Genomic DNA, 23,682 nt, shown 5'->3' with positions numbered 1-23,682 from the left:
CGCGCTGGGCGTAACGCGCTATGCTGTGGGCGATGTCTGTGCGCGCCCCGACCACCACGACTGCCGCTCTTGACCTGCTGAAACTCGTCTGGGGGTACGACGCGTTCCGCGGCGTGCAGGCGCAGATCGTGCAGACCGTCGCCGGGGGCGGCAACGCCCTGGTCCTGATGCCCACCGGCGGCGGCAAGAGCCTGTGCTATCAGGTGCCCAGCCTGCTGCGGTCCGGCGTGGGGATCGTGGTTTCGCCGCTGATCGCGCTGATGAAAGATCAGGTGGACACCCTGCGCGGCCTGGGCGTGCGCGCCGCGTACCTGAACTCCACCCTGTCGCTGGACGGCGTGCGCGAGGTCGAAGCGGCCCTGCTGAACGGGGAGCTGGACCTGCTGTACGTCGCCCCGGAACGCCTGCTGCTGCCCCGCACCCTGGACCTGCTGGAGCGCGCCCCGCTGGCCCTGTTCGCGGTGGATGAGGCGCACTGCGTCTCGCAGTGGGGTCATGACTTCCGGCCCGAGTACCAGGGCCTGAGCGTCCTGCCCGAGCGCTTCCCGCAGGTGCCGCGCCTGGCCCTGACCGCCACCGCCGATGACCGCACCCGCGCGGACATCCTGCGCGTGCTCGATCTGGGGACTGCCCCGCAGTTCGTGTCGTCCTTTGACCGCCCGAACATTCAGTACCGGGTGGGGCAGAAGGACAGTCCCAAGACCCAGCTGCTGGATTTCATCCGCGCGGAGCACGCCGGGGACGCCGGGATCGTGTACTGCCTGTCGCGCAAGTCCGTCGAGGAAACCGCGAAGTGGCTTCAGGCGCAGGGCGTGGACGCCGTCGCGTACCACGCGGGCCTCCCGCCGCGCGAACGGACCCTCGCGCAGGACCGCTTCCTGAACGAGGAGGGCCTGATCGTGGTCGCCACCGTCGCGTTCGGCATGGGCATCGACAAGCCCAACGTGCGCTTCGTGGCCCACCTGGACCTTCCCAAGAGCATGGAGGGCTACTACCAGGAGACGGGCCGCGCCGGCCGCGACGGGCTGCCCAGCACCGCCTGGATGGTTTACGGCCTGAGTGACGTGGTGAACGTGCGCCGCATGCTGGCAAGCAGCGACGCGCCCGAGGAGGTCAAGCGCGTGGAGGCCGGGAAACTCGATGCCCTGCTGACCTTCTGCGAGACCGCCGCCTGCCGCCGCGAGGTGCTCCTGGCGTACTTCGGCGAGGACTACCACGGCCCCTGCGGGAACTGTGACACCTGTCTGAACCCGCCGCAGGTGCGTGACATGACCCGCGAGGCGCAGATGGCGCTGTCCGCCGCGATCCGCACCGGCAACCGCTTTGGCGCGGCGCACCTGACGGACGTGCTGCTGGGCCGCGCCACCGAGAGGGTCGTCAGCATGAACCACCACACCCTCCCCACCTTCGGGGTGGGCACCGCGCATGACGAGAAGACGTGGCGGGGCGTGCTGCGCCAGCTGGTCAGCTTGGGCTTCCTGGCCGCCGGAGAACACCACGGCCTGAGCGCCACCGGCAAGGCCCGCACTCTCCTGAAGGGCGAGACCACGCTGACCCTGCGCGCTGACACCCTGATACCCCGCGCGGCGGGCCGCAGGGCCGAGAAGCAGCCCCGCGCGGGCCGCGCCCCCGTCACCCCCGAGGACCAGCCGCTGTTCGAGGCGCTGCGCGCGTGGCGACTGGAACGCGCCCGCAGCCTGGGCGTGCCGCCGTACGTGATCTTCACCGACGCGACCCTCAAGGGCGTCACGGAACTCAAGCCGACCAGCCACGCCAGCCTGGGCACCGTCAGTGGGGTCGGGCAGCGCAAACTCGCAGACTTCGGGGATGAGGTCGTGCAGATCGTCCGCGACAGCCTGGATGGGCGGCCCGCCCCGGTTCGTCCGGCGACGCCTCAGGAACGCGGCGCGCGTGAGAACTCGGCGGTGCTGGGGGCCCTGCGCGGACGTCCGCTGCTGGAGTCCCCGGCGCCGCCCGCGCTGCTGGGCGACGTGGCCCCCGACCCGGCCCGCACCGAGCAGGTGGCCGCGGCGCTGCGGGAGACGCGGCGGGCCATCACTCAGGAGACGGGCCTGAGCGCCTTCCTGATCTTCCCGAACGCCGCGCTGGACGCCCTGGCGCAGCGGCAACCCCGCACCGAGACGGACCTGCACGGCATTCCGGGCTTTGGCCCGAAGCGCATCGAGACGTACGGCGCGCAGGTCCTCGCCGCCGTCCGCGCGGCTCTGACCGACTGAACAGCGCAGGCCCAGTTGAAGAAAAGGGAAATTTGTTACGTCGGGCTGAATGGCGTCACAGAACTGTAATACGTTAAAGCATAGATAAAGAGAATGATTGCGGTTCTCGCCGACTCCACCTGTGATCTGCACCCAGACAATGCCAAGCAACTGGGCATTCACATCATTCCCCTGCACGTCACCATGCAGCAGCGCACGCTCCTGGACTGGCAGGACATTGATCCGGACGCCGTGTACGATCACATGCGCGCCGGCGGCAGCGCCACCACGTCACCCGTCACCGTCGCCGCCTTCGAGCAGCGGTACCTCGAGCTGCTCAGCACGCACGACGCGGTCGTCAGCCTGCACATCTCCGGGAAACTCTCGGACACCGTGAAGCACGCCCAGCAGGCCGCGCAGCAGCTGGGCGAAACGGCCCGCATTCAGGTTATCGACACCGAGGTCGCCTGCGGTCCCCTCGCGGAGCTGGCCCTGGTCGCCCGCGAGCAGGTCAGTGCGGGGCTGGAACTGCATCAGGTGGCGCGCGCCGTGCAGGAGGCCCGCAACAGCATGTACGCCGAACTGTCCGTCGCGACCCTGGACTACCTGCGCCGCAGCGGCCGCATCGGGCGCGCCCAGGCCCTGCTGGGCGGCGTGCTGGGCGTGCGGCCCGTCCTGACCTTCGAACGCGGTGAACTGAAAGCCAACCGCCGCGTCAAGGTGGATCAGGCCGCGGCGGACATGCTCGGCAGCCTCAAGCAGCGTTTCGGGAACACGCCACTGAGCGTCACGATCATGCACGCCGGGCGCGACGCGGAACGCATCAACGCGCTGCGCAGCGCGATGGTCGCCAGCGGCCTGAACGTGCAGCGCGGCCGCGTGCAGCTGATGGGGCCTGTCATCGGCGCGCACGTCGGCCCCGGCACCTTCGGCTTCAACGCCCTGCCCATCGGCTGAGGCGGCACAGTGGAGGCGGCCACCCGCACCTGGGGTGGCCGCCTCTCATGTCAGGGTTTCCGTCCTGCCTGCCCGCCTGCCGGGTATGGCCGCGGCTCAGGCGGGGTGCAGGCCCGCGAAGTCCAGACCGGTCGTCTCGGGCCAGTCATGTGCGATGTTCAGGCTCTGGATGGCGTGCCCGGCGGTGCCCTTGACCAGGTTGTCGATGGCGGACATGAGCACCACGCGCCCGGTGTCTTGGTCCATCTCGAAGCCGATGTCGCAGTAGTTCGTGCCGTCCAGCAGCATGGGGTCCGGGTAGCGGTGAATGCCCTTGGCGACCTTCACGATGCGGATGAACGGTTCGGCGCCGTACACCTCGCGGTAGGCACTCCAGACGTCGCGGTCGCTGTACCCGTCGGGAATCCAGGCCTGCGCGGTGGTCAGGATGCCGCGCACGCGCGGGGTGCTGATCGCGGTCAGGTGCAGCGGGAAGTGCCCCGGGAGTTCCTGCTGCGCCTCGGCGGTGTGGCGGTGCCCGACGGGTTTGTACACCCGCAGGCTCCCGGCCCGCTCGGGGTGGTGGCTGCTGTCACTGGCGCTGGCCCCGGCGGCGCTGCTGCCGACCAATCCGGTCGCGATGATGTCCTTGGGCAGCAGCACGCCCAGTTTCAGCAGCGGGTACAGGGCCAGAATGACACTGGTGGCAAAGCACCCGGCGCAGGCGATGCGGGTCGCGCCGCGCAGCTCCTCACGGTGCAGTTCCGGGTTGCCGTACACCCACTCGCCCAGTTTCTCGGGGGTGGGGTGGTCCTCGCCGTACGTGGCGCGGTAGACCTCGGGGTCCTTCAGGCGGAAGTCGGCGGACAGGTCCACGATGACCTTGCCCTTGGCCTCATACTCGCTGATCTTCTTCGCGGCGCTGCCGTGCGGGAGGGCCAGCACGATGATATCGGCCTCGTCCAGCTCGGCGGCCCGGCGGAACTTGAGGGTGGTGCGGCCGCGCAGGTTGGGGTGCACCATGCTGACGGGGGTGCCCGCGTTGCGTTCGCTGGTGACCTGCGTGACGTTCAGGTGGGGGTGGTTCAGGGCGAGGCGCAGGAATTCTCCGCCCGCGTAGCCGCTGCCGCCCACAATGGCGACGGTTTTCTGGTCGTGCATGCTCATCGCCGGGCAGCATACCCCGCCCCATCATGGCCTGTCGAGTGATACGTGTAGATTCCTGTAAGGTCTCAAATGAAAAGCGGTGGTGGGGGCGCACCCCACCACCAACTCCGAGGACAGCCTCAGGCCTTCGCGGCCTGCCCCCCGGTCTTGCGGCGGTCCCGCCACTCCTCGAAGTACACCACCAGCGGCGCCACGATGTAGATACTGGAGTACGTCCCGATCAGGATGCCCACCAGCAGCACCAGGCTGAAGTCCCGCAGCACGGGGCCGCCGAAGATCAGCAGGCTCAGCAGCGGCAGCATCGTGCTGATCGACGTCATGACCGTGCGTGACAGCGTCTGGTTGATCGCCAGGTTCACGATCTCGCGGTACGACTTGCCGCGCATCTCCTTGATGTTCTCGCGGATGCGGTCGGACACAATGATCGAATCGTTCAGCGAGTAGCCGATCAGTGTCAGCAGCGCCGCCACGGTCGCCACCGTGAACTCCAGGTTCAGCAGCGCGAACAGGCCCATGGCGATCATAACGTCGTGCACGGCCGCCAGGATCGAGCCGAGGCCCATGATGAAGTCAAAGCGGAAGCCCACGTACACCAGGATCAGGCCCAGGCCCAGCAGCACCGCGTAGATGGTCTTCTGCGTCAGTTCCTTCCCGACCGCCGGGCCGACCGTCTCGGTGGCCTGCACGCTGCCCTGCGGCAGCTTCTGCACGGCGGCCTGCACGGTACGGATCTCCTCGGTGCTCAGCTCCGGCACCTTGATGGTGTACGACGCGCCCGACTGACCCGCCACGGTGTTGCGCAGGATTACGGTGCTCTGCCCGTTCGCCTTCGCCACCCCGGCGCCCGTCACGGCCGAGCGCACCTGCTCGGTGGTCGTCTCCGCGCTGGTCTTCGCGGTGATCGTCGTGCCCGAGGAGAAGTCCACGCCGTAATTCAGGCCCTTGGTCAGCACGGTCACGCCGCCCGCAATCGCCAGCAGCACGCTGAGCGTCGTGATGATCGTCGCGGGCTTGATGAAGTCGATGTGGGTTTCCTTGATCCACTGCGGCGCGCTCATGTTCGGCTTTCGCTGCGACAGCCACTGAATGAACCACTTCGCGAACACCAGGTTCGAGAAGGTCGAGGCGATCACGCCGATGATCAGCGTCACCGCGAAGCCCTTCACCGCCCCCGTCGAGTACGTATACAGCGCCAGCGCCGACAGCAGGTGAGACGCGTTCACGTCCAGAATCGCCGCCGTCGAGTGGTCATACCCGGCGCGGATGGCGTTCTTGATGCCCTTACCCTTGACCAGCTCTTCCTTGATGCGCTCGAACGAGATCACGTTCCCGTCCACGGCCGCTCCGATCGTCAGGACCAGACCCGCTATGCCCGGCAGGGTCAGCGTCGCGCCGAACCCCGCCAGCATCCCCAGAATCACGATGCTGGAGAACAGCAGGCCCAGCGCACCCACCAGACCGAACCAGAAGCCGTAGTACCCGAACAGCATCACGAATACCAGCCCGATCCCCACGAGCGAGGCGACCGCGCCGCTGCGGATCGCGTCCGCGCCCAGGCTCGGCCCGATGGACTGCTCGGCTTCCGTCCGGATCTTGATGGGCAGCGCGCCGGACTTCAGCACCAGCGCCAGCTGCTGCGCCTCAGCCGCGCTGAAATTCCCGGTGATCTGCACGTCCCGGTTCAGGCGCTGCTGAATCGTCGCCACGCTCTGAATCTGGTCGTCCAGCACCACCGCCATCAGCTTCCCGACGTTCTTGCCGGTGAACTCACCGAATTTCGCGGACCCGGCGTCCGTGTTCTGGAAGGTCACGATCCAGCGCCCGCTGCGCTGATCGGTCGCCGCCTGCGCGTTCTGAATGACCTCACCCGTCGCCTCGACCGGCCCCAGCTGCGCCAGCGTGTACCCGCCCGACCGGGGGTTCTCCTGCGCCAGCTTCTGATCCGGCTGCGCGTTCGCCTGCACGATCCGGAACTCCAGACGCGCGGTCTGCTTGATGATCTCGCGCGCGCGGTCCTGCACGGCGGGCGTCGCGCCCGGAATCTCCACGACCACGCGCTTGCCACCCGCGACCGTCACGGTCGGCTCGGCCACGCCCAGCGCATTGATGCGGTTCTCGATGACCGTCTTCACGCGGTCCAGCTCATCCTTCGTGGCGGTCCCCGTCTCCGGCGTCAGCTCGATCCGCAGGCCGCCCTTGAGGTCCAGGCCCAGCGTCATGAACTGGAACTTGTCATTCCACAGGCTCCAGACGTTGTCCTTGTGTTCCCAGGGGCGCCAGATGTACGCCACCGACGCCAGCAGCGTCAGCAGCAGCAGCAGGCCCGTCCACAGGTTCGGTTTACTTGCGCTTGGCGCGCTGCGCGGGGCAGGGCGACCGGATTTCTTGCCTTTCTTTCCGTACGTCACGATTCACAACTCCATTCAGTTCAGGGGCTTCAGGTCAGGGTTCACCGTCACCCCACACTCAGCCGCCATCGGACTGCCGCCGCCCCAGCACGCTCAGGCGGGGCGGCCCGCCCGGCTCCGACCACACCGGCAGCGGCACGGACCCGCGGGGCGGGGCTGGCGGCACCACCAGCGGCCGCGGCGCGTCCCCGGCCACGAACGGCACCGGCGCGCCGGGCGGCGGCGCGGGCCGCAACTCCGGGAGGGCCGGCGCGATATTCCCCGCCGCCCAGCGTCCGGCATCAGGGACGTTCCACGGCTGACCCAGCACTACTGCCAGCAGCGGCAGCAGCGGGAACAGGCCCGGCAGCGTCAGCAGCGTCCGCTGCCACGCCCGTCGGAGGGAACGCGGGAATCTCAAAGCGACCCAGGATAGCAGACCGCACCCACCCGAATTAGCGGCCTCTTAACACCAGCCCCGCACACTGCCCGCGTGGTCGGCGTCCGGACGTCCCCACCCACCGTCCCATCAGCCTTTCGTTCCAGGAGTGTGCCCCCATGAAAACCCGCCTTCCCCTGATCGCCTTCGCCGCGCTGCCCCTGACCGTCGGTGCGGTGCTGGCCCAGCAGAGCGCCAGCACGACCGCCGCGGCCGGCGCCAGCGTCACCGCGCAGGTGCCGCAGCGCGTGCAGCCCGCCCAGCCCGGCCAGCGGAGCCAGCAGGGCCAGACCCAACCCGGCCAGACCCAACCCGGCCAGACCAAACCCGGGCAAATGCAGGGCCAGCCCGGCGCCCGCCCGGCCCCGAGCGGCACCAACTACGCCGACACGTTCCTCACCAACCTCGCCCAGCAGCTGGGCACCACGCCCGAGAAACTCAAGGCCGCCGCCGTGAAGGCAGGCACCGCCACCATCGACGCCGCCGTGAAAGCCGGGGACATCCCCGCGGACCGCGCCGCCGACATGAAACAGCACCTCACGGACAACCCCTTCGCCTTCGGCGGTCGCGGCCCCGGCGGCCCCGGACGCGGCGGTCACGGACCCCACGACGGCCCCCTGGGCCCCGGTGGCCCGCGCGGTCAGGGTCAGGACACTCAGGGCTCGCAGGGTCAGGACGGTCCCGACCAGGGCGGCGCTGCCGGCACCACCAGCGGCACCTGAAGCCAGATTCACCCCCCGTTCCCGTGGCGGGGGGTGGGTGCTGCGCCCGCCGCCATGAAACAGCAGGAACCCCACGTGGAGGTTCCTGCTGTTCGGGCGAGGTTTAGTTCTGCTCGACTTCGACCATCTCGCTGGCTTCGATGATGTCGCCTTCCATCACGTCGTTCCAGTCCACGTTGATGCCGCACTCGTAACCGGTCTGCACTTCGCGGACGTCGTCCTTGAAGCGCTTGAGGCCCACGATGGTGCCCTCGTACACGACCTGCTTGCCGCGCGTGACTTTCGCCTTCGCGTTGCGTTTCAGGCTGCCGTCGGTGACGTACGACCCGGCGATGTTGCCGCTCTTGGGGTGGCGGATGACCATGCGGACCTCGGCGCGGCCCAGGTACTTCTCCTCGAACACGGGTTCGAGGTTCCCCTTGATCAGGCGGTCCACCTCGTCGATGAGTTCGTAGATGATCCGGAAGGACTTGATGTCCACGCCCTTGGTCTCGGCGACCTTCTTCACGCCGCCGGACGCGGTGACGCTGAAGCACAGGATGGTCGCCTCGGCCGTGGAGGCCAGCAGCACGTCACCCTCGGTGGGCGCGCCGATCCCGGCGAGCATCACGTTGATCTTGACGTCATCCTTTTCCTTGCGGGCCAGGATGCCCTGGATGGCTTCCACGCTGCCCTGCGTGTCGGCGCGCAGGATCAGGTTCACGGTGCGGATGGTGCCCAGCGGCCCCAGGAGGTCTTCCAGGCTGCGCTGGCCCTTGCGGCGGTCACGGGCGTCTTCCTCGTCGCGGCGCACGTCGGCGCGGCCGGCGACGACTTCACGGGCGGCGTGCTCGTTCTTGGCGCTCTGAACCTTCTCGCCGCTGCTGGGCACCTCACTGAAGCCCAGGACCTGCACTGGGGTGCTGGGGCCTGCTTCCTTGATGCGCGCGCCGTTGCTGTCGGTCATGGCCTTGATCTTGCCGTAGTTCTCGCCCACGACCAGGAAGTCGCTGACGTGCAGCGTGCCCTCCTGCACCATGACGGTCGCCAGGACGCCCGCCTGCTTGTCCACCTTGCCCTCGATGACCACGCCACTGAAGGCCCCTTTCGGGTCGGCGCGCAGGTCCTCGAGTTCGGCGGTCAGGCTGATGTACTCCAGCAGGTCCTCGACGCCCTCGCCGGTCTTGGCGGATACGGGCACGACGATCAGGTCACCGCCGTACTCTTCGGGCACGAGGTTCAGCTGGGTCAGGTCGGTCTTGACGCGTTCGGGGTCGGCCTGGGGCAGGTCCACCTTGTTGATCGCAATGATCATGGGGACCTTGGCGGCCTGCGCGTGCGCGATGGCCTCGCGGGTCTGCGGCATCAGGCTGTCGTCGGCGGCAATCACGATGATCGCGATGTCCGCGACGTTCGCGCCGCGTGCGCGGATGGTCGTGAAGGCCTCGTGGCCGGGCGTGTCGATGAACACGATCTTGCCCTTGCTGGTCTTCGCCTCGAACGCCCCGACGTGCTGGGTGATGCCCCCGGCTTCCTTGGCGGCGACTTTCGTCTTGCGGATGTAGTCCAGCAGGCTGGTCTTGCCGTGGTCGACGTGACCCATGATCGTCACGACCGGCGCGCGGTGCGGAATTTCCTTCTCGCTGCTCACGGGCGCCTCGGCCTTCTCGGCGACTGGGGCAGCTTCAGGCTGCGCCGCCTCGGTCGCCTGGGGGGCGGCCTGAGCGGGCGCTTCGGTGGTGGCCTCAGCGTCCGCCTGGGCGGGGGCGCTGCCGCCATCGGCCTCGGCGGCCAGGATTTCCTTGATCAGTTCGACGGTGTCTTCCTCAATGGTGCTGCTGACGCTCTTGTAGGACACGCCGAGCCCATCGAGGATTTCCAGCATCTTCGCGTTTTCGACGCCAAGGTCCTTGGCGAGGGTGTAAATACGAACTTTCGACATGCTCACCTCCGGTGAGATCCGCGCCGCTGCTCAGGCGCGGGGTAAATCAGTGGATCGGTTCAGGAGCAGCTGCAAGACGACCGGGGCCTGCGCCCCGAACGCGCGGCGCAGCCGCTTATCCGCCCAGCACGCGGGACTGTCGGCACACACGTAGGCGCCGCGGCCCGTGCGCGGTCCCTCCTGCACCTGCCAGCGGCCCTCCGCGTCCCGGTTCAGGCGAAGAAAATCGCCCTGCGCGCGGCGGCGGCGGCATGCCACGCACGTCCGCTCCGGTACGTGCCTGGTGGTGGGGGAGGGGGCGGCCGTCAAGGCTTACTCCTGCTCGTCGTCCGGGCTGGCGGTCGCGACGGACTTGCTGTCCTTGAACAGCGCGTCGAATGCCGACTGGGCGCTGCCCGAGTCGCGGCCGTCCTGCTCGTCCTGCATGGCCTGCTGCATGGCGGCGTCCAGGTCGCTGATCGCGGCCGTTTCACGCAGGTCAATCTTGAAACCGGTCAGTTTCGCGGCCAGGCGCACGTTCTGCCCGCCCTTACCGATCGCCAGGGACAGCTGATCGGGCGTGACGGTCACGGTCGCCTCGCGGCGGTCGGCCAGCACCTCGATCAGCCCCACCTTGGCGGGCGAGAGGGCGTTGCGGATGAAGTCACGGGTGTTCCCGTCCCAGAGGATCACGTCCACGCGCTCGCGGCCCAGTTCGCCCGTCACGGCCTGAATGCGGTTCCCGCGGTGCCCGATGCACGCGCCGATCGGGTCGACGTTGCTGTTGTGGCTGAACACCGCCACCTTGCTGCGCTGGCCCGCCTCACGGGCGATTGCCTTGACCTCTACGATGCCGTTGGCCACCTCGGGAATCTCCTGCTTGAGCAGGTAGTCCAGAAGGCGCTCATCGGCGCGGCTGGCGAGGATCGTGGGGCCCTTGGGCGTCTTGCGGACTTCCTTCAGGTAGATCTTCACGCGGTTCCCCGGCGTGAGCTTCTCGCCGGGAATCTGCTCGCGGGGCGGCAGGATCGCCTCGCCCGCGCCGAGTTCCACGAACCAGTTGCCCTTGTTGTCACTGCGCACAACCTGCGCGGTGAGCACCTGACCCTCGCGGTCCTTGTACTCGTTGAAGACCACGTTCCGCTCGGTTTCCCGCATCTTCTGCGTCAGCGTCTGCTTCGCCGCCTGCAGGGCAATGCGGGAGAACTTCTCGCGGTCCACGGGGAACTCCATCTCCATACCGACTTCCACGCCGGGATCGAGTTCCAGCGCGTCCGCCAGCGAGATCTGCAGGTGCTCGTCCTCGACCTTCTCGACGACCTCGCGCACGACCAGCACCTCCAGATCACCACTCTGGGGGTCGAGGTGCACCTCGATGCGCTTGTCGGGCTCGACGTTGCGGGTGTACGCCTGAGCGAGGGACTGCTCGAACGCCTCGATCAGCTGCATTTCATTGATGTTGCGGGCCTGCGCCACTTCACGCAGCGCGTCAGCGAAGTTAAATTCCGGCTGGGTCATCTCACGCTTCCTTCTGGGTGCGCGTCAGGCACCCACGAATGATTCTCAGGGGGGTTCAGCGGTGTCGGTCGGGGAACTCGGCGAGGTTCGCCTGGAACGTCCCGGCCGTCAACGTGACCGGCTCGCCATTCACGTCGAACGTCACGCGGTCGCCATCCACGCCCGTCAGGGGCGCCGTGAACGAGTGCCCCTCAGCACGCACGCGGACCTTCAGGCCCAGCATCCGCTCAAAGTGCCGCGCGCGCAGCAGAGGCCGCTTCGCGCCCGGGGACTCGAACTCCAGACGGTACTCCCCCGCCACCGGGTCAACCCGGTCAAATTCCTCTTCCGCCGCGCGACTCGCACGCGCCAGATCATCCACCGTGACCGGCTGCTCGTCCAGACGGTCAATGCGAACCAGCACGATCGGCTGCCCGCCCATGTTCTGCATCTGCACTTCCAGCACCTCGAACCCCAGGGGCTCCAGGGCGCCACTCGCAAGCTGCATCAAATTGTTGTCGTTGTTATTCATATTGTACCGGCTGACCAGCAGCCTGAAACCACCCCCTCCACGAAAAAAGGTGAGCGAACCGCCCACCCCCTTCGAGGAATTACCCCCCCAGTATACCCCACATGCGCGAATTCGCACGCCAGCCGTCACAAACCGCGTGCCCAGGCGGCCCCCCACTTGCGCCCGGACCCCCCCATCCCCTACAGTGTCAGGCCGCGCGGGCGGTTAGCTCAGCGGTAGAGCTCTCGCCTTACAAGCGATAGGTCGGGGGTTCAAATCCCTCACCGCCCACCACGCACAGGACCCCGCCAGGAGCGGGGTTTTTTCATGCTGTTGTCGCGTCGTCAGTCGCCGCTCACTCGGTCCAGTTGCGCCACGATCTTCTCGCTCCAGTGGCGGCCCTCGTCTCCGCCCCAGAGCAGCCACGCGATGTATCCGCGCGAGGGTTTCTCCCCGTCCGCGCCGGTCTCCTCCAGGTTGTCGTGGGCGTGCCGGGGGAAGTACTGCGCGACGTGCCGGACCTCCTTCTCGGTCAGGGTGCCGCCCGCGGCGAGTTGCTCGGCCATGTGCTCCCCGACCTCGGTACCGCCAAAGCCATGCTCGTCGCGCAGTTTCAGGCCGCGCTCGGCGTTGTGCTGCACCTGTCTCGGAATATTGAGGTCCACTGCTTTCGTCGTCATATTCCCACCGTGGCAGGCGCGCGGCAGGGCAAGCGTAGGCGGGCATGCAGAGGTGCGGGGGATGACGGATTGCCTCAGGCTTGATGAGACGGTTCCGGGATGGTGAGGCGCTTCAGCGGCCGCCGTCCGGATGGGCGGTGAGGGTCTTGCCGGCGACGGCGGCTCGGGTGGTCATGCCGGTCAGGCGACCGATCCACCCTGCGACGGTCCGGGTGACGGCGCCTGGTGTGCGGCCGGATTCGGCGTCCCGCACGGCGCGGCGCATGGCGTCCTGTGGGTCCCGGACGGCGGGTCCGTGTCCGGTGGCGAGCGCGCGGGCTGGGACGTCCAGCAGGGTGCGGGCGCTGCGGGTGGTGGCGGCCGGGTCGTGCGTGCCGAAGGTCGGCAGCGGGAAGATCGCGTTCAGGACGCTGGCGACCCGCAGACCCGGCACGTTCACGAAGGTGTCGCCGCTGTACAGCGTGCCGTCGCGTTCGTCGAGGTACGCGACGTGGCCGGGCGAGTGGCCGGGCGTGTCGATGACGGTCAGGGAGCCCACGCGGTCCCCGCCGCGCAACAGCCGGGTGGGCGGGGTCGTCATGCCCTGTTCGGCCAGAAGCGGCAGGTCGCCCGCACCGACCAGGAGTTCCAGCCCGGGCCATTGGGTCATCAGGGTGTCGATGGCACCGACATGGTCGCTGTGCGCGTGCGTGAGTGCCACGCGGCGCAGGGGCAGGCCCAGCTGGGCGGCAGCCCGGTTCACGCGACGGTCCATGCCGCTGAGTCCGGCGTCAATCAGGGTCAGGCCATCGGTTTCCGGCACGAGGTACGTGTTGATCAGGCTGAACTGCGCGAGGCGGATGGGTGGGCGGGTCATGGGCAACCTCCGGGGTGGGTGAGAGGGGGTGGCGCTGGGGTCCACTTCATAGTGAACACCGTTCGCCTTGATGGTGAACACCGTACACCTTCGGCTTTCAGGCGTCAAGACGTACACTGTTCGCTATGCCGTACCCTACCAAGCTCACGCGTGAGGGCATCATCCAGGCGGCCCACACCCTCCTGGACCAGGGCGGTCCCGACGCGCTCGCCATGCGGCCCCTCGCCGACGCCCTCGGGGTGCGCCCCGGCAGTCTGTACCGACACTTCGACAGCCGCGACGCCCTGCTGGGCCAGCTGGCGGAACACGCCGCCGACGATCTACGACTCGAACTGACCGCCGCTGCCGGAACACTCGACCCCCGTGACGCCCTGAATGCCGTCGCCCAGGCCTACCTGACCTTTGCCCGCACCCGCCCCCACACCTACGACCTCCTGATGACGCCACGCCCCGAACAGCCCCCAGGCATCAAGACCAGCGCCGGAAAACACCTCTGGAACGCCCTCCTGGCCCACGTGGGCGCGCTGACCGGCAACCCCGACGACACCGGGCACGCCGTCGCCTACTGGACGTTCCTGCACGGCGCGGCCAGTTTGGAACGCAGCGGCCTATACGGCGTCAGCGGCCCACAGGACGGCCTGGACATCGGCCTGAACGCGATCCTGGACCGCATGGCACGCGCCGCCCAGGCGTAATCCTGCTTCCAGCCGGTCCCGCACGCCGCCGCGTACACTGGGCGGCATGAAGCGTCGCCAGACCGTCAGCGTCAACGTCGGGGGGGTCATGGTGGGCAGCGCCCATCCGGTCGTCGTGCAGTCCATGACGAACACCGACACCGCCAACGCCGAAGCCACCGCCATCCAGATCGCGCAACTCGCCCGGGCGGGCAGTGAGATCGTGCGCGTCACCGTCAACACCCGTGAGGCCGCCGCCGCCATCCCCGACATCATCGCCCGCCTGAAAGAGGTCGGGATCGAGGTGCCCATCGTCGGGGACTTCCACTACAACGGCCATATCCTCCTGCGCGAATTCCCCGAAACCGCCCGCCTGCTCGCCAAGTACCGCATCAATCCCGGCAACGTCGGCGCCGGGCAGCACCACGACGCGAACTTCGCGACCATGATCGAGGTGGCCAAGGAGTTCGACAAGCCCGTGCGCATCGGCGTGAACTGGGGCAGCCTCGACCAGCAGGTCCTCGCCCGCCTGATGGACGAGAACACCGCCGCCGGTTCCCCCAAGACCGGCACGGACGTCATGATCGACGCGATGGTCGTCTCCGCCCTGGAAAGCGCCGCGTACGCCGAGGAACTCGGCCTCGCGCACGACAAGATCCTGATCAGCGTGAAGGTCAGCAGCGCCCCGGAACTCTGGCAGGTGTACCGCCAGCTCGCCCCGCTGTGCGACTACCCCCTGCACCTCGGCCTGACCGAGGCCGGCATGGGCATGAAAGGCATCGTCGCCAGCAGCGCCGCCCTCGCGCCCCTACTGATCGAGGGCATCGGGGACACCATCCGCGTGAGCCTCACCCCGGAACCCGGCGCGAGCCGCAAACTGGAAGTCGAGGTCGCCCAGCAGATCCTCCAGAGCCTCGGCATCCGCCAGTTCCTCCCCCAGGTCACCTCCTGCCCCGGCTGCGGCCGCACCACCAGCACCTTCTTCCAGGAACTCGCGCAGAAAATCCAGGACTACATCCGCGACACCATGCCCGACTGGAAAGCCAGATACCCCGGCGTGGAGGACATGCAGGTCGCCGTGATGGGCTGCATCGTGAACGGCCCCGGCGAGAGCAAACACGCCAACATCGGCATTTCACTGCCCGGCACCGGCGAGGACCCCCGCGCGCCCGTCTACCAGGACGGCAAACTCCTGACCACCCTGAAAGGCCCCCGCATCGCCGAGGACTTCCAGGACCTGATGGAGAAATACGTCCAGCAGCGCTACGGACGCACCGAGGCCCCCGCATGATCGCCTGGGGCGTCGGCCCCTTCCAGAACGAAGCCGCTGCCGAGTACGCCGCCGAGATCGTGCAGGACGGCGCGTACGCCCTGGCGGAAGCCTTCGACGTCGCGCTAGACCCCGACAACGACTACCTGGAAGCCGAGGAAGGCCACCGCGCCGTCGCCGCCGCCGAGACCCTCGCCGCTGTCCTCACGGGCGACACCAGCGCCCTAACCGACGCCGCCCTGCGCGCCTGGGTGCAGGACGCCGACCCCGCCGAACTGACCCATTTGCGCGGGCATGCCATGGAAGCCCTGGAACGCGTCCTCGGGCCCGGCAGCGAACTCCCGGACCTGTGGGAGGACAGCGAGGACGCCGACGCGTGGCGCGAGGACCTCCAGCGCCTCCGCGCCGCCCTCAGCTGAGCGTGCAGGGCTGAGCATGGACCCGGGCGCGCTGCCCTGGCTGCGGGTCGACCTGACCCGCGCGGACGCGCACGCCCCGGCCCGCCTGACTGCGGACCTGCACCGCTGTGCCCGCGAACTCGGCTGGACGCTGACTGGCGGGCTTCACCTCGATCCCCTGACGGGCGTGCGGGGGCAGACCCTGCGGTCTGCGGTGGGTGGGGCAGAGGTGAGGTTGCTCGCGCACACCGACTGGCCACTGCTGGTATTCACGGACGCCACGCATCCGGCGGCGACCTTCCCGCCCTACCGGAACCCGCCCGGCCTGACTGCGTGGTGGCACGCGCGCGGCTGGGTCGTGCCGGACGCCGCGTGGCTGAACGGCACACCGGACCGCGCCGACCTGGACCGCCTGCCACCCGGTGCGGCCAAGGGGGCGCGGCACCTGGGCTGGACACGCGGCGATCTGCTGTTCCGGTACTGGTGAGGGTCACTCCGGCTGTGACCCGTTCTGCCGCGCGTAGGTGCGGGTGACCATCAGGTTGCCGCGCCTCATCCCCAGCCGCTCGTAGAACGGGACGAGGTCATCGTCGCAGCCGAGGTCCACGGCGTACAGGTGACCCAGCTCGTCCCGCATGCGGGTCATCAGGGCGCGGCCCACGCCCCGGCCCTGCCACTCGGGCAGGACTTCCAGCAGCGGGATGTACGCGGTCAGCATGCCGTCACTGACCGCCTGCACGAAGCCGATGACCTGACCACCATGGGTGGCGAGGACGACCCGGTACGATCCGGTCAGCAGGCGCAGGAACGTCTCGGGCGTGGGCGGGTTCGGCCAGCTCACGAAGAAGCCCTGCACCTGCCCGGGTGTGAGGCCGTCCAGGGACGTCGTGAGGGAATAGCTGGGTTGAGTCACAACTGCCAGTGTGCCGTCTATCCGCGTGCGGGGCATCGGCACACTGGCATACGGGTGGCCTAGGGGACGACCTGGGAGCCCCGCTCGCTGTATTCCGCGAGAACGGCCTGCGCGGCGGCGGTGGCGTGTCCCTGGCGGACCAGGGCAACAACGGCGCCGCCGAAGCCCGCGCCGGTCATGCGGGCGCCGTACACGTCCGGGTGCGCTTGGAGGAGCGCGACGAGTTCGTCCACGCGTTCGTGGCTGACGGCGTAGTCATCCCGGAGGCTGGCATGGCTGCCGTTCATGAGCTGCCCGAAGCGGGCGGCGTCCACGCCGGGTTCCAGCGCGGCCAGCACGCGGGCATTCTCGGTGACGACGTGCCGGGCGCGCTCCCGCAGGACGGGCGGCAGCGTCTCGACGGCGGCAGGGTCGGTCACGTCGCGCAGCTGCGGCACGCCGAGCAGGCGGGCGGCTTCCTCGACCTGCGCGCGGCGCTCGTTGTACCCGCTCTCGGCGAGGCGGCGCGGCACGCCGGAGTCGAGCACCAGTACCTCCGCCCCGGCCGGGAAGGGAATGGCGTGGCGTTCCAGGCTGCGGGTGTCGATCAGGAGCATGGTTCGCGTGTTCGCCAGGGAGCTCGCCATCTGGTCCATCACGCCGCACATGACGCCCACGAACTCGTGCTCGACCTGCACGCCGCGCAGCGCCAGGGCCACGTCATCTAGGTCCAGGGGCAGCAGGTCCCGTAGGGCGCGCAGCGTGGCGACTTCCAGCGCGGCGCTGCTGCTCAGGCCGCCGCTGGGCACGTTACTGGTCACGAAGGCGTTCAGGCCCTCCTGCACGCCACTCAGGGCGAAGCAGCCGGTCAGGTACGGCGCGAAACCGGGGCCGACCTCACCGACTGGCACACGGATGGTCTGATCCAGGTTCGCGGAGTACAGGACGTGCTCCTGCGTGCCGTTGCGGCCCAGCGAGACGGCCGCCTGCTGCGGGATGGCGGTGGGTAGCACGAAGCCCCCCTGGTAGTCGGTGTGTTCACCCAGGAGGTTCACGCGGCCCGGGGCCAGGGCCGTCGCCTGTGGCGCGGCGCCGAAGACCTGTTCGTAACTCGTGGGGGTCACAGTCCATCTCCTGCGGTGTCCGGCACGGCGCGCAACTCGGCGGCGGCGACCTCCGGGAACTTGTCGTTCGCGAATTCCCCGGCGCCCTGCTCGGTGCCCGCCAGGAACTTCAGGCGGCCCGGGGCGCGCAGGTACGGGTAGATCTCGATATGCAGCGGGAACGCCGGGCGGGGCGTGTCCAGCGGCGCCTGATGCACGGTCAGCAAGTACGGCATCCGCACGCCGAACAGGCCGTCCAGGCGGCGCAGCGCGTCCCGCAGCACCCGCGCCATGCTGTGCCGCTCGGCGTCACTCAGGTCACTCAGGAGGCTGACGGGCCGGGTGGGCAGCACCCACGTCTCGTAGGTGTAGCGCGCAAACGGCGGCACGACGCTCAGGGCCGCGCCGTCATCGCGGATGATGCGGTCTTCAGCGGCGCGTTCCTCCTGGATGAAGTCCTCCAGCCAGGGGCGGCCGTGCTCGGCGACGTAGGCGTCCATCTGCGCGGCGGCCCGCGCGGCGACCGGCGGCACGTGATCGTAGGCGTAGATCTGTCCGTGCGGGTGGTGCAGGGTCACGCCGACCTCCACGCCCCTGTTCTCGAAGGGCAGCACCGCGTTGATCTGCCCGGTCTCCGCGAGGCGCGTGGTGCGGTCCGCCCACACGGCCAGCAGCAGGCTGATCTGCTCGTCTGTCAGGTCGCACAGTCGGCCCTGGGCACTCTGGCTGAACACCACGACCTCGCACTTGCCCACGCCGGCGCGCGTCCCGGCGGGGCCGGGCTCCGGATCGGGGGCCGTGAGGGTCAGGCTGGGGAAGCGGTTGTCGAACACGGCGATGTCGTACTCGCCGCGCGGCAGTTCGGTGGGGTGCGCGGGGTCGCGGGTGGGGGCCAGGGGGTTGTACTCCGGCGGGGGCAGGAACGTGCGGCCCATGCGGTGCGCGGCGTACATGACCCACTCGCCCCGCACCGGATGCCAGCGCATGAGGGGCCGGGCGTCCACGGGGTCCGGGCTGGGGCTGGGAATCTCGCTGTCCACCCGCACGGGCTGGAGGCCGTACAGGGTGAGGCTGCGCCCGTCGGGTTTCGTGAAATCAGCGGTGTGGTACCCGCCGGGCAGGGCTTCGGTGGTGGGTTCGGTCGTCATACCTGCTCCTTTCCGGTGCTGGGCCGGTACCCGTGCGCGGGAATGCCGTCCGTAGCGTGGTCGGTGAGGTTGAACGTGCCGCGCGTGAAGTGCGTCACTGCGTCCCCGAAGGGCGCCGCGAGCGTCACTGGGCGGTCCGGGGTGCTGACCGTCAGGCACTGCCGGAGCAGTGCGCGGCCTTCCTCGTCCAGCAGGCTGACCGGGTCACTGCTGGCCCGCAGGCCCCCGATGATGTCCAGCATCCCGGCAATGGCGTCCCGCTCGGTGGCGCTGAGGAGGCTCAGTTCGCGGCGGCAGATCGCCACGTCCGGGTCCGGCTGGTACCACGCGTGCTGATACCAGCGGCTCAGTGCCGTGTGCAGCGCGTTGCGGGCGCTGGGGCCGGTCGCGTCGCCCAGCCACACGCGGCGGGACTCCTCATCCCACATCGGGGCCACGTCGGGTCCGGTGCGCATGGCGTCCACCAGCCCGATGCTCTGCGCCAGCGGCGCCCCGCACGCCAGGATGAAGGCGTCCTCGCCCACGCCGTCCCGGAACGCCTGCAGGCCCATGCGGTACGCCTCAGCCCGCCCGACACTGGGATCGTGGCGCACGCCGGGCTGCGTCGCGCCGTACAAAAAGTCGATCTTCAGGTACGTGTACCCCCAGCCGCGCACCGTGCGCCCCAGCTCGCGGATCCAGTCCAGCGCGCCGGGGTGGGTGGTGTCCAGCGCGTGGTACGGGCCGCCCCAGTTGTTCCCGAACGCCAGCGGCGCGCCGTCCTCGCCACGCAGCAGCCACTCGGGGTGGTCGCGAAACAGGCGGCTCTGGGGCTGCACCAGGAACGGCGCCAGCCACAGGCCCGCCGTGAAGCCCAGCTCCGCGAGGCGGGCGGGCAGCTCGCGGGCGTGCCCGCCGAAGTGGGCGCTGGGGTCCTCCCAGTCGCCCAGGAACGTCTGGAAGCCGTCGTCAAGCTGGAACACGTCGAAGTCCAGGCCGTGCTCGCGGGCCAGCCGGGCGTTGTCCAGCATGGCCTCTAGTGTCACCTCGCGGTAGTACGAGTACCACGAGCACCACACCCGCAGCGGCGCGGGCGTCCGCGCGCCCATCGCCGCGCCCAACTCGGCGGCGCGGGCCTCCAGCGTGGCGATCACGTCCCCGCTCTCCTCCCAGGTGACGGGAACGTCGGGGCCTTCCAGGGTGCAGGTCACGGTCACGTCAGCGGCTCCGGCGCGGGCCTCCCACTGCGCGAAGGTGCGCGTGGCGTCCCCCACACTGCCCACCCAGCCGCTGCCGTCCGCGCGGACCAGCGCCAGCACGGTATGGCTGCGCCACACCCCGGCCTCGCCGCTGGGCGGGAAGCCCGGATCGTGCCCCTGCTCCACCCGCCAGCCCTGCCCCGGGCAGGGTTGCACGTCCGTCAGCGGGCGCAGTTCCGCCTCGCTCCACGACTGGAATCCACTGATCAACACCCGCAGGTCCTGCGGGGCCTCGTTCACCGTCCACCTACTCACCGTCGACTCCTTCACCCTGCGCTCCTTTCCCTTCCGTGGGCATCCAGTCGCCGCCCAGCACCACCGAACTCACCGGCCCCAGCTCCAGGCCGCCCCACGTCACCGCGTGCGGATGCCAGTTCTGCACCAGCGTCCGTTCCGCGCGGCGTGACACGCGCACCCCCTCCGGCAGATCAAGCAGCGGCACGCCGGCGCCGCCCAGCACCTCGCTCAGCACCGCCCGGATCAGGTCGAGGCTGTGCGCGCCGATCACGGTCGCCTTCCCGTGGCGGATCACGGCGCTCTGCCCGTCCAGCGGCCCACCGGCGTACGTGGCGAGCGTCTGCGCGCCGGTCACGCGGTAACTCTCGGCCCAGAGGCTCGCGTCCACGTTCCCGAACGCGCCGGTCACGCCCTGCGTCACGCCGGGGCGCAGGCTGTCGTACTGCAAGAGGCGCGCCCCGGTCATGCTGGACAGTGGCCCGAACTGCCCATCCGACCACGTCGCGCCGCCCGGCGTGCGGAACGCCGTGCGCGGCCCGAACACGAACGGCGTTCCGCCCTGCGCCGCCCCCTCCCAGCGCGCCGCCCGCTCCTCGGGCACCAGCGTGATCGCCGGGGCGACCACCGCCGCGTAGCCGCTCAGGTCGGCGTCCGGGTGGGTGATCTGCACGTCCACGCCCAGCGAGCGCAGCGCCATGTAGTACGTGACCGTCTGCGCCCAGTAGCTCAGGCCCGCCGCGTGCCGCTGCTGATCAAAAATCCACAGGCTCTCGTAGTCGTGCAGCAGCGCCACGCGCGCCGGGACCGGGCCCACCGGGAACTGCGTGAGGTCCAGGCCCGCGACCTCCGCGAAGCCCCGGTCGGGCGTCTCGTCGTGCCGCAGCAGCCCGGAGTGCATGACCTCCTGTGCCATCGTCGCGGCCCGCCAGCGGAAGTAACTCACGACGTCCGCGCCGTGCGCCCACGCCTGCGCCGTCCACAGCGCCACCGCGCCGCCAGCGGGCAGCGGGTTGTACGGCGCCCAGTTCACCTGCCCGCACTGCTGCTCCATGACCCAGAAGCCGTTCGGGGTGCCCGCCCCGTCGCGGCCCAGCCCGTCTTTTCCGAGCATCAGGCTGCGGTACACGTCGTGGTTGAACGCCACGAGGTCCGGGTGCCCGGTGCGGGCGTAGTGGGTTTTCAGGTTCTCGCCCACGCCGGGCGGCGCGAAGAATTCCAGCATGCCGGTCGGGTAGTTGTCCCAGGTGGCGAAGTCCAGGCCGCGCGCCACGTCGTAGTGGTCGAAGCCCGACTCGAAGATCATGAAGTTGTGCGTCACGAACCGCCCCGGCGACAGCTCCCGCAGGATCTCTACCTGCTCGGCTTGGAACGATGTGATCAGGTCCGACGCGAAGCGGTGGTAGTCCAGCACGTGCGACGGGTTCGGTTCGGTCACAGTCAGCGCCGGGGCCTTCACCTGCGCCCAGTTGGTGTACTCCATGCTCCAGAACACGTTGCCCCACGCCTCGTTCAGCGCGTCCAGCGTGCCGTAACGGGCCTGGAGCCACCCGGGGAACGCCGCCTCGCTCGCGCCGCCGTAACTGCGGCTGGTGCCGTGACAGCCGAACTCGTTGTCGGTCTGCCAGCCCACCACCGCCGGGTGCGCCCCGTACCGCTCGGCGACCGCGCGCGTGATGCGGCGCGAGTGCTTGCGGAACACGGGGGACGCGAAATCGTAGTGGCGGCGCGACCCGAACTCCCGCACGCGGCCCTGATCGTCGAACGCCAGGATCTCCGGGTGCGCGCGGATCAGCCACGCGGGCGGCGTGGGCGTTGGCGTGCACATCACCACCCGCAGGCCCTCGGCCGCATACGCGGCGATCGCGTCGTCCAGCCACGCCCAGTCGAATTCACCGGGGCCGGGTTCCAGGCGACTCCAGGCGAACTCCGCGACCCGCACGAAGCGAAGGCCCAGCTCCGCCTGCTGCCGCGCGTACGGCGCCCAGCGGTCGGAGGGCACATGCTCGGGGTAATCGCAGGTGCCCAGCATCAGGAAGTCGGCGGTGGTGGGTTCGGGGTGGGTCATGGGGGGCCTCGGGTGGGGGAGAGGGTCGGTAACCGGTTTCTGTACAGGCAGGGCAGGCAGCGGGTCAGACCACGCGGACGTCCTTCACGGCGTCCAGTACGTCCGGCGGGGGAGAGGTCGCGGCGCGGTCGGTGATCAGGGTCGTCACGCGGTCCAGCGGCGTGATGAACGCCCGGCTGACCACACCCAGCTTGCGGTGATCGGCCACGACCACCACCTCGCGCGCCTGCCCGGCCATCAGGCGCTTGACCTCGGCCTCCTCGTGGTTCGCGTTCGTCACGCCCGACGTGGCGTGCACGCCGTTGCAGCCCAGGAACAGCCGGTCGGCGTGAATGTGGCGCAGCACGTCCAGCGCGTACGGACTGACCAGCGAGTGCTGGAGGGGCCGCAGCGTCCCGCCGGTCACGATGACCCGCACGCCCGGCAGGCGCTCAAGCAGCAGGGCGATGTTCAGGCCGTTCGTCACGACCGTCACGTCCTGCAGGGACGGGGACAGCGCCCGCGCGACCTCGGAGGTGGTGCTGCCCACGTCCAGGAACACGGTGTCGCCACTGCGGACCAGGGCGGCCGCCGCCTGCCCGATGCGCCGCTTGGCAGATGCGAACTCGCGCATGCTGGTCTCCAGCGGCGCCTCGCGCCGCAGGTCCAGGGGCAGGCTGACCCGCCCGCGCGTGCGCCGCACGTGCCCGGCCTGCGCCAGCGCGTTCAGGTCACTGCGGACCGTAACCTCCGAGACGCCCAGCAGGCCCGAGAGTTCCGTCACGCTCAGCTCGCCGTGCTGGCGGACCAGCGCGACGATCTCGCTGCGTCGGCCCTCAATCATGCACGTCCTGAAACTTTCATGTCTTTCGAATATTACGAAAGTTATGAAGCAGCAGCAAGCGGGCGCCGCTGGACAGGCACACAGCGGCACAAAAAACCCCGACCGTGCAGGTCGGGGCTTCACATGGGCTTCCGCTCAGCGGACGTCCATCAGTTCCACGTCGAAGATCAGGGTCGCGCCGCCGGGAATCACGCCGGGCACACCCGCCGCGCCGTAGCCCAGGTGGGAAGGGATGGTCAATTTGGCCTTATCGCCCACGCGCAGCTGCGCGATGCCCTGATCCCAGCCCTGGATGACGTACCCGACGCCCAGCGGGAACTCGATCGGCTCGCCACGGTCGCGGCTGCTGTCGAACTTTTGGCCGTTCTCCAGCGTGCCGGTGTAGTGCACGCGCACCATTTTGCCCGCCTGCGCCTGTTCACCCGTGCCCTCGTGGTACTTGTCGATCTTCAGTCCTTCCGTCTTCCCTTCAGCAGTCATGCGCGACAGGGTAACGGTTCTGGACACCTGTCCGCCACTTCAC

The 23,682-nt window shown here is 69.3% G+C and carries 23 protein-coding genes and 1 tRNA gene; 8 read left to right on the top strand and 16 right to left on the bottom strand.

Going from position 1 to position 23,682, the window contains the following annotated elements; all coding sequences use genetic code 11:
* Positions 1-32 precede the first annotated feature (32 nt).
* On the top strand, positions 33-2,237 hold the full coding sequence (gene recQ, locus IEY63_RS02910) for a DNA helicase RecQ (RefSeq protein ID WP_189067441.1): 2,205 nt from the start codon (positions 33-35) through the stop codon (positions 2,235-2,237).
* 93 nt (positions 2,238-2,330) lie between these two features.
* Positions 2,331-3,173, top strand: coding sequence for a DegV family protein (locus IEY63_RS02905; protein ID WP_189067440.1), 843 nt, complete (start codon positions 2,331-2,333; stop codon positions 3,171-3,173).
* A gap of 96 nt (positions 3,174-3,269) precedes the next feature.
* Here the strand turns inward: IEY63_RS02905 and argC are convergent, their stop codons facing one another.
* The 3 genes from argC to IEY63_RS02890 form a co-directional block, all read right to left on the bottom strand.
* Entirely contained in the window at positions 3,270-4,313 is a 1,044-nt protein-coding gene (gene argC, locus IEY63_RS02900) for an N-acetyl-gamma-glutamyl-phosphate reductase (RefSeq protein ID WP_373290893.1), read from the bottom strand.
* A gap of 125 nt (positions 4,314-4,438) precedes the next feature.
* Complete coding sequence (secD, locus tag IEY63_RS02895; RefSeq protein ID WP_189067438.1) at positions 4,439-6,727, bottom strand: protein translocase subunit SecD; 2,289 nt, start codon at positions 6,725-6,727, stop codon at positions 4,439-4,441.
* Between the two features lie 58 nt (positions 6,728-6,785).
* A complete protein-coding gene (locus IEY63_RS02890) occupies positions 6,786-7,127 on the bottom strand; it encodes a hypothetical protein (protein WP_189067437.1) in 342 nt (113 codons plus the stop codon).
* Between the two features lie 137 nt (positions 7,128-7,264).
* Between IEY63_RS02890 and IEY63_RS02885 the strand changes: the two genes are divergently transcribed.
* A complete protein-coding gene (locus tag IEY63_RS02885) occupies positions 7,265-7,867 on the top strand; it encodes a hypothetical protein (protein ID WP_189067436.1) in 603 nt (200 codons plus the stop codon).
* Positions 7,868-7,970: 103 nt separating this feature from the next.
* Here IEY63_RS02885 and infB read toward each other — a convergent pair whose 3' ends face one another.
* Genes infB through rimP form a run of 4 tightly spaced genes read right to left on the bottom strand, consistent with a single transcriptional unit; the run spans position 7,971 to position 11,796 of the window.
* Positions 7,971-9,788 carry a translation initiation factor IF-2 gene (infB, locus tag IEY63_RS02880; RefSeq protein ID WP_189067435.1) on the bottom strand — a complete coding sequence of 606 codons (1,818 nt, stop codon included), beginning with the start codon at positions 9,786-9,788 and terminating at the stop codon, positions 7,971-7,973.
* 30 nt (positions 9,789-9,818) lie between these two features.
* Positions 9,819-10,097, bottom strand: a complete 279-nt coding sequence (locus IEY63_RS02875; RefSeq protein ID WP_189067434.1) for a YlxR family protein — start codon at positions 10,095-10,097, stop codon at positions 9,819-9,821.
* Between the two features lie 3 nt (positions 10,098-10,100).
* Positions 10,101-11,285 carry a transcription termination factor NusA gene (gene nusA / locus IEY63_RS02870; protein WP_189067433.1) on the bottom strand — a complete coding sequence of 395 codons (1,185 nt, stop codon included), beginning with the start codon at positions 11,283-11,285 and terminating at the stop codon, positions 10,101-10,103.
* A gap of 55 nt (positions 11,286-11,340) precedes the next feature.
* The gene (gene rimP / locus IEY63_RS02865; RefSeq protein ID WP_189067432.1) at positions 11,341-11,796 is read right to left on the bottom strand and encodes a ribosome maturation factor RimP; all 456 of its coding nucleotides are present in this window, start codon (positions 11,794-11,796) and stop codon (positions 11,341-11,343) included.
* Between the two features lie 198 nt (positions 11,797-11,994).
* On the opposite strand from rimP, the gene IEY63_RS02860 reads away from it, so the two are divergent.
* Positions 11,995-12,069 (top strand) — tRNA-Val (locus IEY63_RS02860).
* Between the two features lie 50 nt (positions 12,070-12,119).
* Here IEY63_RS02860 and IEY63_RS02855 read toward each other — a convergent pair.
* The gene (locus tag IEY63_RS02855) at positions 12,120-12,455 is read right to left on the bottom strand and encodes a DNA-binding protein (RefSeq protein WP_189067431.1); all 336 of its coding nucleotides are present in this window, start codon (positions 12,453-12,455) and stop codon (positions 12,120-12,122) included.
* A 112-nt stretch (positions 12,456-12,567) separates the two neighbouring features.
* The gene (locus IEY63_RS02850; RefSeq protein ID WP_229784443.1) at positions 12,568-13,311 is read right to left on the bottom strand and encodes an MBL fold metallo-hydrolase; all 744 of its coding nucleotides are present in this window, start codon (positions 13,309-13,311) and stop codon (positions 12,568-12,570) included.
* A 125-nt stretch (positions 13,312-13,436) separates the two neighbouring features.
* Here IEY63_RS02850 and IEY63_RS02845 point away from each other — a divergent pair, with 125 nt between their 5' ends.
* The 4 genes from IEY63_RS02845 to IEY63_RS02830 are packed head-to-tail and all read left to right on the top strand — an operon-like array spanning position 13,437 to position 16,140.
* Entirely contained in the window at positions 13,437-14,006 is a 570-nt protein-coding gene (locus IEY63_RS02845; RefSeq protein ID WP_229784442.1) for a TetR/AcrR family transcriptional regulator, read from the top strand.
* A gap of 46 nt (positions 14,007-14,052) precedes the next feature.
* Positions 14,053-15,276: a flavodoxin-dependent (E)-4-hydroxy-3-methylbut-2-enyl-diphosphate synthase gene (gene ispG, locus IEY63_RS02840; RefSeq protein WP_189067430.1), complete on the top strand. Its 1,224-nt coding sequence runs from the start codon at positions 14,053-14,055 to the stop codon at positions 15,274-15,276.
* Positions 15,273-15,674, top strand: a complete 402-nt coding sequence (locus tag IEY63_RS02835) for a DUF4259 domain-containing protein (RefSeq protein WP_189067429.1) — start codon at positions 15,273-15,275, stop codon at positions 15,672-15,674. Before ispG ends, IEY63_RS02835 begins: the two co-directional genes overlap by 4 nt.
* A 16-nt stretch (positions 15,675-15,690) precedes the next feature.
* Positions 15,691-16,140, top strand: coding sequence for a hypothetical protein (locus tag IEY63_RS02830; protein ID WP_189067428.1), 450 nt, complete (start codon positions 15,691-15,693; stop codon positions 16,138-16,140).
* 3 nt (positions 16,141-16,143) lie between these two features.
* Here the strand turns inward: IEY63_RS02830 and IEY63_RS02825 are convergent, their stop codons facing one another.
* From IEY63_RS02825 to IEY63_RS02795, 7 genes are all read right to left on the bottom strand, one after another.
* Positions 16,144-16,566 (bottom strand): GNAT family N-acetyltransferase, encoded by a 423-nt coding sequence (locus IEY63_RS02825; protein WP_229784441.1) that lies wholly within the window; start codon positions 16,564-16,566, stop codon positions 16,144-16,146.
* Positions 16,567-16,625: 59 nt separating this feature from the next.
* Positions 16,626-17,669 carry a galactokinase gene (gene galK, locus IEY63_RS02820; protein ID WP_189067426.1) on the bottom strand — a complete coding sequence of 348 codons (1,044 nt, stop codon included), beginning with the start codon at positions 17,667-17,669 and terminating at the stop codon, positions 16,626-16,628.
* Positions 17,666-18,796, bottom strand: coding sequence for a galactose-1-phosphate uridylyltransferase (gene galT / locus IEY63_RS02815; RefSeq protein WP_189067425.1), 1,131 nt, complete (start codon positions 18,794-18,796; stop codon positions 17,666-17,668). Before galT ends, galK begins: the two co-directional genes overlap by 4 nt.
* Positions 18,793-20,289, bottom strand: coding sequence for a glycoside hydrolase family 36 protein (locus IEY63_RS02810; protein WP_189067424.1), 1,497 nt, complete (start codon positions 20,287-20,289; stop codon positions 18,793-18,795). The genes galT and IEY63_RS02810 overlap by 4 nt, the downstream gene beginning before the upstream one ends.
* Positions 20,282-22,336: a beta-galactosidase gene (locus tag IEY63_RS02805; protein ID WP_189067423.1), complete on the bottom strand. Its 2,055-nt coding sequence runs from the start codon at positions 22,334-22,336 to the stop codon at positions 20,282-20,284. Before IEY63_RS02805 ends, IEY63_RS02810 begins: the two co-directional genes overlap by 8 nt.
* A gap of 64 nt (positions 22,337-22,400) precedes the next feature.
* The gene (locus tag IEY63_RS02800; RefSeq protein WP_189067422.1) at positions 22,401-23,159 is read right to left on the bottom strand and encodes a DeoR/GlpR family DNA-binding transcription regulator; all 759 of its coding nucleotides are present in this window, start codon (positions 23,157-23,159) and stop codon (positions 22,401-22,403) included.
* 135 nt (positions 23,160-23,294) lie between these two features.
* Entirely contained in the window at positions 23,295-23,639 is a 345-nt protein-coding gene (locus IEY63_RS02795; RefSeq protein WP_189067421.1) for an FKBP-type peptidyl-prolyl cis-trans isomerase, read from the bottom strand.
* Positions 23,640-23,682 lie beyond the last annotated feature (43 nt).

The sequence above is a fragment of the Deinococcus radiotolerans genome, assembly GCF_014647435.1.
Classification (GTDB): Bacteria; Deinococcota; Deinococci; order Deinococcales; family Deinococcaceae; genus Deinococcus; species Deinococcus radiotolerans.
This window is presented reverse-complemented; position numbering and strand designations above follow the sequence as displayed.

Excerpts from the sequence above, each read along its gene's own strand:
- recQ (WP_189067441.1), top strand. The coding sequence starts at position 33 with ATGTCTGTGCGCGCCCCGACCACCACGACTGCCGCTCTTGACCTGCTG.
- IEY63_RS02905 (WP_189067440.1), top strand. The coding sequence starts at position 2,331 with ATGATTGCGGTTCTCGCCGACTCCACCTGTGATCTGCACCCAGACAAT.
- argC (WP_373290893.1), bottom strand. The coding sequence starts at position 4,313 with ATGCACGACCAGAAAACCGTCGCCATTGTGGGCGGCAGCGGCTACGCG.
- IEY63_RS02885 (WP_189067436.1), top strand. The coding sequence starts at position 7,265 with ATGAAAACCCGCCTTCCCCTGATCGCCTTCGCCGCGCTGCCCCTGACC.
- infB (WP_189067435.1), bottom strand. The coding sequence starts at position 9,788 with ATGTCGAAAGTTCGTATTTACACCCTCGCCAAGGACCTTGGCGTCGAA.
- nusA (WP_189067433.1), bottom strand. The coding sequence starts at position 11,285 with ATGACCCAGCCGGAATTTAACTTCGCTGACGCGCTGCGTGAAGTGGCG.
- rimP (WP_189067432.1), bottom strand. The coding sequence starts at position 11,796 with ATGAATAACAACGACAACAATTTGATGCAGCTTGCGAGTGGCGCCCTG.
- IEY63_RS02855 (WP_189067431.1), bottom strand. The coding sequence starts at position 12,455 with ATGACGACGAAAGCAGTGGACCTCAATATTCCGAGACAGGTGCAGCAC.
- IEY63_RS02850 (WP_229784443.1), bottom strand. The coding sequence starts at position 13,311 with ATGACCCGCCCACCCATCCGCCTCGCGCAGTTCAGCCTGATCAACACG.
- IEY63_RS02845 (WP_229784442.1), top strand. The coding sequence starts at position 13,437 with ATGCCGTACCCTACCAAGCTCACGCGTGAGGGCATCATCCAGGCGGCC.
- ispG (WP_189067430.1), top strand. The coding sequence starts at position 14,053 with ATGAAGCGTCGCCAGACCGTCAGCGTCAACGTCGGGGGGGTCATGGTG.
- IEY63_RS02835 (WP_189067429.1), top strand. The coding sequence starts at position 15,273 with ATGATCGCCTGGGGCGTCGGCCCCTTCCAGAACGAAGCCGCTGCCGAG.
- IEY63_RS02830 (WP_189067428.1), top strand. The coding sequence starts at position 15,691 with ATGGACCCGGGCGCGCTGCCCTGGCTGCGGGTCGACCTGACCCGCGCG.
- galT (WP_189067425.1), bottom strand. The coding sequence starts at position 18,796 with ATGACGACCGAACCCACCACCGAAGCCCTGCCCGGCGGGTACCACACC.
- IEY63_RS02805 (WP_189067423.1), bottom strand. The coding sequence starts at position 22,336 with ATGACCCACCCCGAACCCACCACCGCCGACTTCCTGATGCTGGGCACC.
- IEY63_RS02800 (WP_189067422.1), bottom strand. The coding sequence starts at position 23,159 with ATGATTGAGGGCCGACGCAGCGAGATCGTCGCGCTGGTCCGCCAGCAC.
- IEY63_RS02795 (WP_189067421.1), bottom strand. The coding sequence starts at position 23,639 with ATGACTGCTGAAGGGAAGACGGAAGGACTGAAGATCGACAAGTACCAC.